The sequence below is a fragment of the Corynebacterium uberis genome, assembly GCF_020616335.1.
In the GTDB taxonomy this organism is placed as follows: domain Bacteria; phylum Actinomycetota; class Actinomycetes; order Mycobacteriales; family Mycobacteriaceae; genus Corynebacterium; species Corynebacterium uberis.
In genome coordinates this window covers 2192870-2205088 of sequence record NZ_CP085051.1, presented here as the reverse complement: position 1 = coordinate 2205088, position 12219 = coordinate 2192870, and the positions used below count along the sequence as shown (strand labels likewise).

General features: G+C 67.7%; 15 protein-coding genes. 12 read left to right on the top strand and 3 right to left on the bottom strand.

Features of this window, described 5'->3' with window-relative positions:
- Positions 1 to 32: 32 nt before the first annotated feature.
- Positions 33 to 299, top strand: coding sequence for a YdeI/OmpD-associated family protein (locus LH390_RS10070; protein WP_227281453.1), 267 nt, complete (start codon positions 33 to 35; stop codon positions 297 to 299).
- Positions 300 to 328: 29 nt separating this feature from the next.
- Positions 329 to 502 carry a hypothetical protein gene (locus LH390_RS10065; RefSeq protein ID WP_227281454.1) on the top strand — a complete coding sequence of 58 codons (174 nt, stop codon included), beginning with the start codon at positions 329 to 331 and terminating at the stop codon, positions 500 to 502.
- A 256-nt stretch (positions 503 to 758) separates the two neighbouring features.
- On the opposite strand, the gene LH390_RS10060 is transcribed toward LH390_RS10065, so the two are convergent.
- Positions 759 to 1649 (bottom strand): hypothetical protein, encoded by an 891-nt coding sequence (locus LH390_RS10060; RefSeq protein WP_227281455.1) that lies wholly within the window; start codon positions 1647 to 1649, stop codon positions 759 to 761.
- A gap of 325 nt (positions 1650 to 1974) precedes the next feature.
- Here LH390_RS10060 and hpt point away from each other — a divergent pair, with 325 nt between their 5' ends.
- From hpt to LH390_RS10010, 10 genes are all read left to right on the top strand, one after another.
- Positions 1975 to 2559, top strand: a complete 585-nt coding sequence (hpt, locus tag LH390_RS10055; RefSeq protein ID WP_227281456.1) for a hypoxanthine phosphoribosyltransferase — start codon at positions 1975 to 1977, stop codon at positions 2557 to 2559.
- Between the two features lie 136 nt (positions 2560 to 2695).
- On the top strand, positions 2696 to 5200 hold the full coding sequence (gene ftsH, locus LH390_RS10050) for an ATP-dependent zinc metalloprotease FtsH (protein ID WP_227281457.1): 2505 nt from the start codon (positions 2696 to 2698) through the stop codon (positions 5198 to 5200).
- Entirely contained in the window at positions 5197 to 5775 is a 579-nt protein-coding gene (folE, locus tag LH390_RS10045; protein WP_227281458.1) for a GTP cyclohydrolase I FolE, read from the top strand. Before ftsH ends, folE begins: the two co-directional genes overlap by 4 nt.
- 48 nt (positions 5776 to 5823) lie before the next feature.
- Positions 5824 to 6702, top strand: coding sequence for a dihydropteroate synthase (gene folP / locus LH390_RS10040; protein WP_227337409.1), 879 nt, complete (start codon positions 5824 to 5826; stop codon positions 6700 to 6702).
- Positions 6695 to 7084 (top strand): dihydroneopterin aldolase, encoded by a 390-nt coding sequence (folB, locus tag LH390_RS10035; RefSeq protein WP_227281459.1) that lies wholly within the window; start codon positions 6695 to 6697, stop codon positions 7082 to 7084. Before folP ends, folB begins: the two co-directional genes overlap by 8 nt.
- The gene (gene folK, locus LH390_RS10030; RefSeq protein ID WP_227281460.1) at positions 7084 to 7581 is read left to right on the top strand and encodes a 2-amino-4-hydroxy-6-hydroxymethyldihydropteridine diphosphokinase; all 498 of its coding nucleotides are present in this window, start codon (positions 7084 to 7086) and stop codon (positions 7579 to 7581) included. Before folB ends, folK begins: the two co-directional genes overlap by 1 nt.
- 7 nt (positions 7582 to 7588) lie before the next feature.
- Positions 7589 to 8056: a DUF3180 domain-containing protein gene (locus LH390_RS10025; RefSeq protein ID WP_227281461.1), complete on the top strand. Its 468-nt coding sequence runs from the start codon at positions 7589 to 7591 to the stop codon at positions 8054 to 8056.
- Positions 8057 to 8066: 10 nt separating this feature from the next.
- Positions 8067 to 9380 (top strand): DUF6779 domain-containing protein, encoded by a 1314-nt coding sequence (locus tag LH390_RS10020; RefSeq protein WP_227281462.1) that lies wholly within the window; start codon positions 8067 to 8069, stop codon positions 9378 to 9380.
- Complete coding sequence (locus tag LH390_RS10015; RefSeq protein WP_227281463.1) at positions 9377 to 10120, top strand: 6PGD fold domain-containing protein; 744 nt, start codon at positions 9377 to 9379, stop codon at positions 10118 to 10120. Before LH390_RS10020 ends, LH390_RS10015 begins: the two co-directional genes overlap by 4 nt.
- On the top strand, positions 10117 to 10926 hold the full coding sequence (locus LH390_RS10010; protein WP_227281464.1) for a pantoate--beta-alanine ligase: 810 nt from the start codon (positions 10117 to 10119) through the stop codon (positions 10924 to 10926). Before LH390_RS10015 ends, LH390_RS10010 begins: the two co-directional genes overlap by 4 nt.
- Here LH390_RS10010 and LH390_RS10005 read toward each other — a convergent pair.
- Together LH390_RS10005 and LH390_RS10000 are read right to left on the bottom strand one after the other, a co-directional pair.
- Complete coding sequence (locus tag LH390_RS10005) at positions 10923 to 11150, bottom strand: type II toxin-antitoxin system antitoxin (protein WP_227281465.1); 228 nt, start codon at positions 11148 to 11150, stop codon at positions 10923 to 10925. The genes LH390_RS10010 and LH390_RS10005 overlap by 4 nt on opposite strands.
- Complete coding sequence (locus tag LH390_RS10000) at positions 11151 to 12092, bottom strand: SPFH domain-containing protein (RefSeq protein ID WP_227281466.1); 942 nt, start codon at positions 12090 to 12092, stop codon at positions 11151 to 11153.
- Positions 12093 to 12219: the final 127 nt, after the last annotated feature.

Here is a 12219-nt window from a genome sequence, read left to right as displayed (position 1 = left end):
CCGGGCGGGGTGCAATCAGTAACCTAGTGGCCATGACCGATTCCGTATCCGGTGGCGTGGTCCATGAGCTACCCGATGACCTGCGCGATGCCCTGCTGGGAGATCGCGAGGCCCTGGAGCTGTGGGAGGACATCACGCCCTTGGCGCGCAACGAGTTTGTGTGCTGGGTGGAAGACGCCAAGAAGCCAGAAACACGCACTAGGCGTATCCGGCGCACCCGCGAGGAATTGCATGAGGGCAAGCGGCGGCCGTGCTGCTGGCCGGGGTGCAAGCACCGGGAGCGCACCGGGCACGCCTAAGTCTCACTCATGGAGAGGACAACACAGCGATGAAGAACTTCACCAGTATTGAAGCTAATGCGTACATCGTGACCCTGTTGGCCGCAGTCTTTGCTGTGATGCTGGCTGCAAATTATGGATCCGTTTGGGGGCTCGGGATGCTCCTGGTGGGTGTGGTCACTGCCGTATTCGTCCATCGGGTGCGTACCAATAGGAAGAAGTAGTGGGGCGTCGATAAGCGTAAAGTCGGCTGTCTTTGGGCGTACCCGCACTTTGGTGGTCACCCCTGCGCTCACTCCACTACGTGGAACTCAGCCAGTTGTGGACCCCAGTTAGCCCCCTCACAGAAAAGAACGGCCCCGGTCATTTGTGCGTTACCCACGTGGGGAAGAGGCCTGACCGGGGATCTATCACGGCTTATATTACGGCATCGTGCCCGCTGCGCTGTGGTTGTTGCCTGGAGTGTTCGGCTTCAGCCCCTCACTCCAGCGGCTCGCGCAGGTCAATGTCGAACTTGTGGCGAATCTCTGTGATGCAGTTGTAGGCCCATCGGTAGTCGGATGGGGTCCGTGAGACGGAGCAGTACACGCCGGGGTGGTCGGGGTGGGTGAGTTTGAAGTGCCGTGAGGAACCATCCACCTCGAAGCCGTGCTTGCGGCATAGCTGTAGCAGCTCGGCCACGCTGTGGGGCATGGGGGCGCGGTCGTCCTTCTTGGTGCCGGCAACCCGGGGCATCGCCCGCGGGGTGGGGGCTTGGGAGGCTGCGAGGCCTTCGCCTTCCGGGTAGACGACCAGGACGGTTGCGGAGTCATCGGCAACAATGACGTCCATGCCGGGAAGTTCAACGAGCCAGCGCCCGCGGTAGCCGGTGCGGCGGCGTGGCGGCTTGGCGTCCAGGGCGGCAAAGAGCTTGTCCACGGAGTAGCCCAGCTCCGCTGCGCGGGTGGCCGTGCGGGGCAGGATGTCGCGCTCAACTGGCGTGGGGCGTGCGGGAGGTTCCTGCCACGGGGTAAAGGAGTGTTCTTGGAGCGCCTTTTTGGCTGCGTCGAGGTCTAGTGGTTCGGGCTGGGCCTGGTCTTCTGGTTGTTCGGGCTGCGCGTCGGCGGGCGGCATGGCCGGCGTGGGCTGTTCTGGAGGGGCGGTGTTCCGCAGTGCGGACCACACCAACGTTGCGCACGCGGCCAGGGCGGCGAGGGTAAACACCAGCGCTAGTGCCAGGCCAGGCACGCCGAGCGCTGCCGCCACAATCCCGAACACGCCGATGACTGCCAGCGTGCCGGTGGCCACGATCCCAGCACCCCCAGTGATCCCCGAACTCGCCCGGTGCTGCGGAGCGGGCAGGTGCTCATCGGTGGCGTCATTGTCAGCCATGTGTCGATGCTACCTGCAACCGACGGGCCCGGCGGGTGGTCCAGGACCACCAGGACAGCCCGCGCCACGGCAGTGCCCGGGGCGGCGGCGCTCGGGGCGGCGGCGCGCGCGTGACGGTGGGGGAGGAGGAGGGGGACGCGGGGCGTCGGCAAGCGAGCATAGGGCCTGCTAGGTTGGCTGGCACCGGTGCCTTAATGGCAGACTGGCAGTGTCTTAATGAGTCTTACTGTGACCTACAGTGTCTTTATCAACAGCCAGCGCCGGCATCCCGTTGTGGCCTGAGTCCCAGGGGGCGGCGCAGAGACGAAGAAAAGAAGGCGGAGCCATGCACGACCAGAAGAACTACGACGTACCGGACAACAAGTATGGCCAGGACTTGGAGGCCCTGCTGGTCTCCGAGGAGCAGCTGCGGGAGCGCGTGCAGGAGATGGCCGATGAGATGTCGCGCCGCTACGCCGACTCCGGGGACAACCTGCTGCTCGTCGGCGTGCTTAAGGGTGCGGTGTTCTTCATGACTGACTTCGCCCGCGCACTGTCCATCCCCTCCCAGATGGAGTTCATGGCCGTGTCCTCCTACGGCAACTCCACCACCTCGTCCGGGGTGGTGCGCATTCTCAAGGACCTGGACATTGATATCGCCGGGCGTGATGTGCTCATCGTGGAAGACATCATCGATTCCGGGCTGACCCTGTCGTGGCTGATGCGCAACCTGCGCCACCGCAACCCGAAGTCCCTGGAAGTCATCTCCTTGTTCCGCAAGCCGGAGGCGCAGACCGCCAAGGTGGACATGCTGGACGTGGGCTTTGACATCCCCAACGAGTTCGTGGTCGGCTACGGCCTGGACTACGCAGAAAAGTACCGTGACCTGCCGTTCCTATGTACGCTCAAGCCTGAGGTGTACACCAAGTAGGCCCGGGCGGGAACGTCTCCGTTCGCTGCAACGTTTCAACAGCACAACACGCATCCTGCTGATAGCTGAGACAAGATAAGGAAAAGACGCGAGCCCGGGCCACGCCAACGGCCCTGCGGGTCTGATCTAGATGTAGATGAAAAATAAGCGCATTATTCAGTTCGGCACCACCGCCGCGGTGGTGCTGGTACTTTTCTACGTATTTTCCCTGCTTACCGACGATACTCGGGGGTTCCAAAAGGTAGACACCTCCGTGGTGATGACGCAGCTGAAGGACCACAACGTGGATCAGGTGCGTATCGACGACCGCGAGCAGCGCGTCCGCCTGACCCTCAAGGAGCCCATCAAGGTAGAGGAACGCGAGGGCGTCAAGGAGGTCATGAGCCAATACCCGGCGCGCACCGCACCGGACGTGTTTAGGGCAGTGACAGATTCCGGCGCGGAGAAGTATGACACCTCCGTGACCAAGGAATCCTTCCTCATGTCCATGGCCACGTTCCTGCTGCCCATGGTGCTGCTCTTCGGTGTGCTCATGTTCCTGATGACCAGGATGCAGTCCGGCGGGATGTTTGGCATCGGATCCTCCAAGGCCAAGCAGCTGACCAAGGACATGCCCACCAACACCTTCGCGGACGTTGCCGGTGCCGACGATGCTGTTGATGAGCTCCAGGAGATCAAAGACTTCCTGGAGGACCCCACCCGCTACTACGAACTCGGCGCCAAAATCCCCCGCGGCGTGCTGCTCTACGGCCCGCCCGGCACCGGTAAAACCCTGCTGGCCCGCGCCGTCGCCGGCGAGGCCGGGGTGCCGTTCTACTCCATCTCCGGCTCGGACTTCGTAGAAATGTTCGTCGGCGTGGGCGCCTCCCGCGTGCGCGACCTGTTCAAGCAGGCCCGCGAAAACTCCCCCTGCATCATCTTCATTGATGAGATCGACGCCGTGGGCCGCCACCGCGGCTCCGGCATGGGCGGCGGGCACGACGAGCGCGAACAAACCCTCAACCAGCTGCTCGTGGAAATGGACGGCTTTGGCGCCCGCGAAGGCGTCATCCTCATGGCCGCCACCAACCGGCCGGACGTGCTGGACCCCGCCCTGCTGCGCCCGGGCCGCTTCGACCGCCAAATCCCGGTGACCAACCCGGACCTGACCGGCCGGGAAAAGATCCTCCAGGTCCACGCCAAGGGCAAGCCGTTTGCCCCCGACGCTGACCTGAAGGCCCTGGCCAAGCGCACCGCCGGCATGTCCGGTGCGGACCTGGCCAACGTGCTCAATGAGGCCGCGCTGCTCACCGCCCGCATCGGCGGCAACGTGATCACTGCCGACGCCCTCGAAGAGGCCACCGACCGCGTCATCGGCGGGCCGCGGCGCTCCTCCAAGGTCATTTCCGAAAAAGAAAAGAAGGTCACCGCCTACCACGAAGGCGGCCACACGCTGTCCGCCTGGGCGCTCAAGGACATCGAGCGCGTATACAAGGTGACCATCCTCGCGCGCGGGCGCACCGGCGGGCACGCCATGACCGCCGCCGAGGATGACAAGGGCATGTACAACCGCGACGAACTCTTCGCCCGGCTGGTCTTCGCCATGGGCGGGCGCTCCGCCGAAGAGCTCGTCTTCGGCGAACCCACCACCGGGGCGTCCGCAGACATCGAGCAGGCCACCAAAATCGCCCGCGCCATGGTCACCGAATACGGCATGTCCCCGCTGCTGGGCACCGTCAAGTACGGCCAGGAACAGGGCGACCCGTTCTCCGGCCGCGGAGCCGGCGGCACCCTGGATTACTCCCCGGCCATCGCCGCGGACATTGACTCCCAGGTGCAGTACCTCATCGACCGGGCGCACGAAAAGTCCTATGAGATCCTCTCGCGCCACCGCGACTACCTGGATCGCCTGGCAGAAAAGCTGCTGGAAAAAGAAACCCTGCGCCGCCCGGACCTGGAGGCCCTGTTCACCGGCATCGAGCCGGTCAGCGCCGGCGAGGTCTTCCCCGACGAGCCCGTGCGCTTCCCCCGCCAGGAAGGCCGCGAACCGGTGAAGACCCCCACCGAGCTGGCCCTGGAGCGCGGCGAAGAACCGCCCAAGCCGTTTAGCCTCCTGGAGGCATCCCGCGCCGCGCGCGCCAAGCGCCAGGCGCAGCTGGCCAAGCAGAACACGCAGGGCCAGCCTTCCGGCGCCACCGCGACGGGAACCGCCACCGCGGTAACTCCGCGTTACGAGGGCACCCCGCCGCCAGAGGGCTGGACCGTGCCCGGCTGGCCGCCGCAGGGAACCAACCAGCAGGGTGGTACCCCGCAGGGCAGCACCCCGCAGGGCGCCAGCCAGCAGGGCGGGGCGCCGGCCAACCCCTATGCGGCACACCCGAACCAGGACGCCCAGCCAGGGAACGCAGAAGCGCCCGCCACGCCGCCGAAGGAAGAAGAGATGATCGGCTTCCGCCTGCCAGAGCGCGAACGCCCCGACCACCCGGACACCAGCGCAACCCCGGCATCCGAACACGGTGCTGAGGCGGCCCCGGAGGAAACCCCCGGCGTCATCGACGGCCCGCGCGTAGGCGAGGTACCCCGCACGCCTACCCCGGGCGTGCAGGAGCCCGGCGAGCACGCCGAGCCGCAGCTACCGGACGACCCGGAGGCTCGCCCATGACCGCCGCGGGCACATTTGATGCGGCCCGCGCCGAAGCGGCCGTGCGCGAACTGCTCATCGCCGTCGGCGAGGACCCGGACCGCGAAGGCCTGCGCGAAACCCCGGCGCGGGTTGCCCGGGCGTATAAGGAGACCTTCGCCGGCCTGCACACCGACCCCACCGAGGTGCTGGCCAAGACCTTCGACGAAGGCCACCAAGAGCTGGTGCTCGTGCGCGACATCCCGGTGTACTCCACCTGCGAACACCACCTGCTGCCCTTCATGGGGGTCGCCCACGTGGGCTACATCCCCAACAAGGAAGGCAAAGTCACCGGGCTGTCCAAGCTGGCGCGCCTGGTCGACGGCTTTGCCAAGCGCCCCCAAGTTCAGGAGCGGCTGACCTCCCAGGTGGCAGACGCCCTGGTGGATAAGCTGCGCGCCCAGTCCGTGATCGTGGTCATCGAGTGCGAGCACCTGTGCATGGCCATGCGCGGTATCCGCAAGCCCGGGGCGCGCACGGTGACCTCCGCGGTGCGCGGGGGCTTTAAGGCCAACGCGGCCTCCCGCGCGGAGGCGCTGAGCCTGATCAAAGGTTAGCTTCTTCACCACACACAGGTTTCAAGGAGAAAGGCGGCGGGCATGACCGTGCGCGTAGCTGATTTGACGGTTCCGGGGCGCTGCCTGGTCATGGGCATAGTCAACGTCACGGTGGATTCCTTCTCTGATGGCGGGCGCTACCTGGACGTAGACGCCGCCATCGCCCACGGCATCGAGCTGGTGGAACAAGGCGCGGACATGATCGATGTGGGCGCGGAGTCCACCCGCCCGGGGGCCACCCGCGTCCCGGCGGACGTGGAGGCCCAGCGCGTCGCCCCGGTCATCCGGGAGCTGGCGCAGCGCGGGATTGCCACCTCCGTGGACACCATGCGCGCCTCCACCGCGGTGGCCGCCGCGCAGGCCGGCGTGGCCATGATCAATGACGTCTCCGGCGGCCTGGCGGACCCGGACATGTACGCCGCCATGGCGCGCACGAACCTGCCGGTGTGCCTCATGCACTGGAAGACCGTGCGCTTTGGGGACGCCTCCGGGCGCGCCGAGCATACCGGCGGGGTGGTCGCGGACGTGCACTCCACGCTGCGCCGGTTGGCGGATGCGGCGGTGCGCGCCGGGGTGGCCCCGGACAATATTGTGGTGGATCCGGGCCTGGGTTTTGCCAAGTCCGCCCAGGACAATTGGGCGCTGCTGCACGCCCTGCCCAGTTTCATTGAGAAGGACTTTCCGGTGCTGGTGGGGGCCTCGCGCAAGCGTTTCCTCACCGCCATTCGCGCCGATCGGGGCCTGGCTTCCACGCCTATCGACGCCGACCCCGCCACCGCCGCGGTCACCGCACTGTCCGCACAAGCCGGTGCCTGGGGGGTGCGCGTCCACGATGTGGCGGTCTCCCGCGACGCGGTGGACGTGGCGCAGGCGTGGGCACAAGGCGCGGCACAGGCCACCGCAGAGTCGGAGGCCCACCATGGCTGATCGCATTGAGCTGAAGGGCCTGGAGGCCTTTGGCTACCACGGGGTGTTTGCGGAAGAAAAGCGCGTCGGGCAGACCTTCCTTGCCGATGTTGTGTGCTGGGCGGATCTGCGGGGGGCGTCGGCAAGCGATGACCTGACCCAGACCGTCAACTATGCGCAGCTCGCGGAGCTGGCCTACCAGGTGCTCACCGGCCCGCCGTGCGACCTCATTGAGGCCGTTGCGGGGCGCATTGCCGATGCCGCGATGGCCCAGTTCCCGCAGCTGCACGCCGTGGAAGTCACCGTGCACAAGCCGCAGGCGCCCATCCCGCACACGTTCGCTGACGTCGCCGTGGTGGCGCGCCGCTCCCGCAAGACCCAAGGCCTGACGGGGGCGAAATAGTGCGCGCCGTGCTGTCCATCGGGTCCAACATGGAGGATCGCCGCGCGCTGCTGGCCAGCGTGCCGCGCCACTTTGGGCCCCAGGTCCGCGCCCAATCCCAGGTCTATGCCACCCCGCCGTGGGGGGTCACGGACCAGCCGGACTTTCTTAACGTCACGCTCATCGTGGAGACCCCAGATACCCCCCTGGAGCTGTTGCACCGCGGGTGGGCATTAGAGCAGGCGGCGCAGCGCACCCGGTTGCGCCGGTGGGGGCCGCGCACCCTGGACGTGGACATCGTGGCCGCGTGGGACGAGCGCGGCGCGGAGATCACCTCCGCAGACCCCACGCTGACGCTGCCGCACCCGCAGGCCCACAACCGGGCGTTTGTGCTCGTGCCCTGGCTAGAAATCGATCCGCATGCCACGCTGGGGGGAAAGCCGGTCGCGCAGATTGTGGCGGGCCTTGACCCCGACGAGGTTGCGGCCGTGCGCGCCGACGGGCCCTTGGAGGTGTGAATCAACCATGAAGAAAACCTCGGTGACCGCCCTGGTGGCCGCTGGCGGGTTCTGCGCCGCGCTGGCGCTGATAGGAACGTGGCGGTTCTATGGCTCCCTGCCGCCCATCCCGGTGACGGTGTCTGTCACCCTGTGGGTCATGGCCGGGCTGTGCGTCTATTTTGCGCTAAAGGTTCGGTCGCGCAAGGAGGACGGGCGCATTGGGCTGGACCGCAGCCAGCTCAACCCGGTGCTGGCGGCTCAGCTGCTGGTGGTGGGCAAGGCCTCGGCGTGGACGGGGGCGATCGTCGGCGGCGTTTATGTGGGCATGGCCGTCTATGTTCTTCCGCACGCCGGGCAGCTGGTGGCGGCCGGGACGGATGCCCCGGGCGTGGCGGCCAGTGCGCTGGGGGGCGTGGCATTGTGCGCCGCGGGTTTGTTTTTAGAGAATTCCTGTGAAGTGTCGCCGCCGACTGAAGGCGAGGCGGTTGGGTAAGTTGGGGAACATGAACTCGCCTTATAGGGACCGCCATTCCGAGCCCACTGCGCGCCGCGCAGCCGGCACAGACAGGCCCGTTTCCCGGCGTGGTGGTGCCCACGGGGAGCACACGAGCCACGCGGGGCGTGCCGGGTATGCAGGGCAAACAGGCCCGCGGCGTGCTCGCCAGGGGGCGGATAGTGGGGGCTGGGACGGCGGCCAGATTCTGCTTGTTGTGGTCATCGCGGTGGCGTTTATTGCCAGCGTGGTCATGCTGTTGACCCAAAATGATATCGCCTTGAAGTTGGCGCTGTTGGCGGCGTTATGGTCGGCGATAATTGGTTTTATTTTGGTAGGCCGTTATCGCCGCCAGGTGGAACGTTCCCGGGAGGAATTGGCCTATGAGCAACGCCTGCACCGCTCGCAGCTGCGCCAGGCGCAGGCGAACGCGCAGGCGGAGCAGGCCAAGGCGCGCACGGAGTACCAGCTGCGGGATGCGGATATGGCCATCCTGGCCGATATTCGCGCCGGGCTTGATGAGCTAAAGGCACAGCTGGAGGAGCTATCTGGGCATTCCTTCGAGTATGAGCCGGCGGCGCTGCGCGCGGAGGCGTGGCGGCTGCGCGAGTTGGAGGCGGAGGCCCACGCGGTGGGCGGCGAGCACTTTGAAAAGGCCGGCCACGCCAGTGGGGCGCCCTCTGTTGACGCGGTGGAGGGCCGCCTGGGCGCCTCGGATGTGCACGGGCAGTACCCGCGCTCTATCTCCCCGGAGTTGGCGCGCCTGCTGGAGGATGAAGATTCCGCCGCGGCGGCACCGTTGACGCCCTCGGATGAGGGTTGGGCGGTGACCACGGAGGCCTCCGGCAGCGACGCGTATACCGGCAGCCACCGGGGCGGCGATTCGAGCGAGCTGGCCAGCTGGCTGTATGCCGCGCACGATGACCCGGAGCCGGAGCCCGATCCTGAGCCCGAGGAGGAGCCGCAGGGGCGGCACTCGGGCGCGCGGGCGCGCAGGCGGGAGCAGAACCGGGACCAGGACCGGGACCAGGACCGGGAGCAGGATTCCGGCCGGCATGGGGGACGGCGGCGTCGGCAAGCGGATCAGGACCGTGATGAGGCCGCAGGCTACGGGCACCATGCCAGCCCCGAGGAGCCGGCCGCGGAGATCCCGTCCTGGCGCGCGGACGACACCGCCGAGATGGGCGTGCGCGATATCGCCCGCGGCGAGGCGGCCTCCCCGCGGTCGGGGGAGGGCCGACGCGGGCGGCGCCGCGCCGATGAAAACGCGCGCAGCGTGTCCGTGGCTGACCTGGTGGCGGGATCGGAAAGACGGCGCCGGTGAGTGGAGGGGAACGCCCGCCGCGGATGCGGGTGGCGTTTTATTACGACGAATCCACGCAGGGCATCCTCGGCGAGGAACCCTATGTGACCACCGTCTTCGCCGAGGGGATGCGCAACGCCGGGCACAGCGTGACCCGCTACACGGACATCCGCGAGGCGCTGGCCGCGTCGGCGGACGCGCTCGTGCTGACCTGCAATCCGGACGAGCTGCCGCAGCTTATTGAGGATCTTGCGCCGCGGCTGCGCCCCCGGCAGATCCTCATCCACACCTGCTTTGAGTACGGCACCGAGATCTTCGACCCGCTGGCGCCCACCGGCGTGGTGTGCGCGGCGATTCGCCCGCTCGACGGCAGCCGCTGGATAGTCAACGCCCCGGATGAGATCGGCGCGGCGGTGGCGCGGATGATGGTCACGGATCTCAACGGGCTGTGCGTGTTCGCCGAGGAGGACCAGGTGTGCGACCTCCACCACGCGCTGACGTGGATTGCGTTCTCGCGCGCGGCGCTGGAAAAGGCTGCTGACCTGCTCGGCGCGGCGCTGCCCGGGGAGCTTGACACGCTGGACATCGATGTCGCCGCCGCCCTCCACGGGCTGCCCAGCGTCACCCAGCTGGAGCTGCAATACCAGGCGATCACGGACCCCGGCGTCGCCCGCGCATTTTTGGACCTGACCTGCTTTGCCGCCGAGGAGGCCGGCAACCAGGACGCGGAACTGTGGGCCCGACAGGAGCGCAACTCATGAGCTTTGCTTTCGGCCAGGCCCGCGAACTGACCCTGGAGCAGGCCGGACGCCTGGGCCATGCGCTGCGCTCCCAGGGCCGCCCGGTGGCGCTGGTGTGCGCGGATTCCATCCACGCCGGTCACCTCGCGCTTATCGACGCCGCCGCCCGCCTGCCCCGCGGCATCACCATCCTGGCGCTGACCGGCACCCAGGATGGGCCCCTCCCGCAGGTTGACGCGGTGGTCCGGGTGGATCCGCGGGACTTGTATCCGGCCGGGCCGCGCACCCGCCTGGTGCCCGCCGACCACGGCCTGGAAGACCCCGCGCAGCTGGGCGAGGCGCTGACCCAGCTGGTGGCGCTGGCCGCGGCGGTGCGCGCCAGCGACGTGGTGGTCGGCGAAAAGGACTATGAGTTCGCGCTGGCCGCCCAGCAGGCCATGACGGACCTGCACCAGAATGTCACGGTGCGCTCGGTGCCCACGGTGCGCATGCCTGGTGGGCTGGCGGTCTCCCACCGCAACGTGGCCGTGCCTAAGAACCAGCGGGAGGCGGCGGTGGCACTGTCGGCGGCGCTGACAGCCGGCGCGCATGTGGCCGAGCGCGGCTATCAGGCGGTGCTGGACACGGCGGCCGGGGTGCTCGCCGCGGCGGGGGTGGCCCCGGACTACCTTGAGCTGCGGGACCGCAGCCTGCGCCGGCTTGACCCGCAGTGCCAGCAGGCGGACGCTCGCCTGCTGGTGGCCGCCACGTTCGGGCCGGTGCGCCTGGTAGATAACGTGGGCGTGCCGCTGGGGGTGGGCTTTAAAAACCTGGGCGACGCCAGCTAGCTGGCGTCCTCGGGAGAGGTGGGGGCAGCAGAGCTGGTGCCCTTGGGCCGGCCGCGGCGCGGCAGGTCGCCGACGTTGCGGGGCAGCCGACCGGCGCGGCGGAGGGCGTCGCGAAGCATCACTTCCATCTGGGCGTTGACGCTGCGCGCCTCGTCGGCCGCCCAGCGGGCGATGGCGTCATAGACCCCCGGGTCGATGCGCAGCGGGACGTTTTTGCGGGCCATTTAGGAATACAGACTACCCGTATTAACCATCGGCTGGACATTATTGTCCGAGCACAGCACCACCAGCAGGTTGGACACCATCGCGGCGCGGCGCTCCGGATCCAAGTCCACGATCTGCTTGGCCTCCAGCTCCTTGAGCGCGGAATCGACCATGGACACCGCGCCGTCGACGATGGTCTCGCGGGCGTCCACGATCGCGGCGGCCTGCTGGCGCTGGAGCATCGCCTGGGCGATCTCCGGGGCGTAGGACAGCGAGGAGATGCGCGCCTCGATGATCTCGATGCCGGCCATGGATACGCGCGCGGCGACTTCATCGGCAAGCTCCCGGGAGACCAGGTCCGTGGACCCGGACAGTGAGGGGTGGTGGTTGGTGCCGCCGTCGTAGGGGTGCGAGGTGGCCACGTGGCGCAGCGCGGACTCGGCCTGGGAGGCGATGAACTCGTCGACGGTTTCTACGCAGAACGTGGCCTTGGCGGTATCGGCAATCTGCCAGACGATGATGGAGGCGATGTTGACCGGGTTGCCGCCAAAGTCATTGACCTTGATCTGCTCCGTTTCAAAGTTGCGCACCCGCACCGAGACCTTCTTGGTGGTGGTCAGCGGCGGGACGAGCACCAGGCCCGTGCGCCGGCAGGTGCCCAGGTAGCGGCCGAAGAGCTGGATAACCAAGGTGTGGCCCGGGTTGATAATCCGGATCATGCTCAGCAGCAGCGCGCCGATGATAAAGGCGACGGGGGCGATGATGGCCAGCGAGGACTCGGTGGCCACCGCCCAGGCGCCGACGCCGAAGCACACGATGGCCACCACCACCGCGCCCAGGGTGGCCCCGCCGCCGGCGCTAAATGTGCGCTGCTCCTTGATGTCTACCTTGGTCGCGCCCAAGCCCACGGGGCGGTCGGCGACCTCGGCCTCTGGGACCTCGGGGTTGGTGTCTGTGCTCATGGGTTTCTCCTTCTTGATGGTGCGGGTGGGGGAGCGGGAATAAGTGGGGGACCATCGCTGGCGCGGCGCGGCGGGTGGGGCACGCGGGGCGTCGAGAAGCGATAATCTGATATCAGTTTAGCGCGCA

What these genes read in the sequence shown, in the direction of transcription:
- LH390_RS10070 (WP_227281453.1), top strand. Translation starts at nt 33, where the DNA reads ATGACCGATTCCGTATCCGGTGGCGTGGTCCATGAGCTACCCGATGAC.
- LH390_RS10065 (WP_227281454.1), top strand. Translation starts at nt 329, where the DNA reads ATGAAGAACTTCACCAGTATTGAAGCTAATGCGTACATCGTGACCCTG.
- LH390_RS10060 (WP_227281455.1), bottom strand. Translation starts at nt 1,649, where the DNA reads ATGGCTGACAATGACGCCACCGATGAGCACCTGCCCGCTCCGCAGCAC.
- hpt (WP_227281456.1), top strand. Translation starts at nt 1,975, where the DNA reads ATGCACGACCAGAAGAACTACGACGTACCGGACAACAAGTATGGCCAG.
- ftsH (WP_227281457.1), top strand. Translation starts at nt 2,696, where the DNA reads ATGAAAAATAAGCGCATTATTCAGTTCGGCACCACCGCCGCGGTGGTG.
- folE (WP_227281458.1), top strand. Translation starts at nt 5,197, where the DNA reads ATGACCGCCGCGGGCACATTTGATGCGGCCCGCGCCGAAGCGGCCGTG.
- folB (WP_227281459.1), top strand. Translation starts at nt 6,695, where the DNA reads ATGGCTGATCGCATTGAGCTGAAGGGCCTGGAGGCCTTTGGCTACCAC.
- LH390_RS10025 (WP_227281461.1), top strand. Translation starts at nt 7,589, where the DNA reads ATGAAGAAAACCTCGGTGACCGCCCTGGTGGCCGCTGGCGGGTTCTGC.
- LH390_RS10020 (WP_227281462.1), top strand. Translation starts at nt 8,067, where the DNA reads ATGAACTCGCCTTATAGGGACCGCCATTCCGAGCCCACTGCGCGCCGC.
- LH390_RS10010 (WP_227281464.1), top strand. Translation starts at nt 10,117, where the DNA reads ATGAGCTTTGCTTTCGGCCAGGCCCGCGAACTGACCCTGGAGCAGGCC.
- LH390_RS10005 (WP_227281465.1), bottom strand. Translation starts at nt 11,150, where the DNA reads ATGGCCCGCAAAAACGTCCCGCTGCGCATCGACCCGGGGGTCTATGAC.
- LH390_RS10000 (WP_227281466.1), bottom strand. Translation starts at nt 12,092, where the DNA reads ATGAGCACAGACACCAACCCCGAGGTCCCAGAGGCCGAGGTCGCCGAC.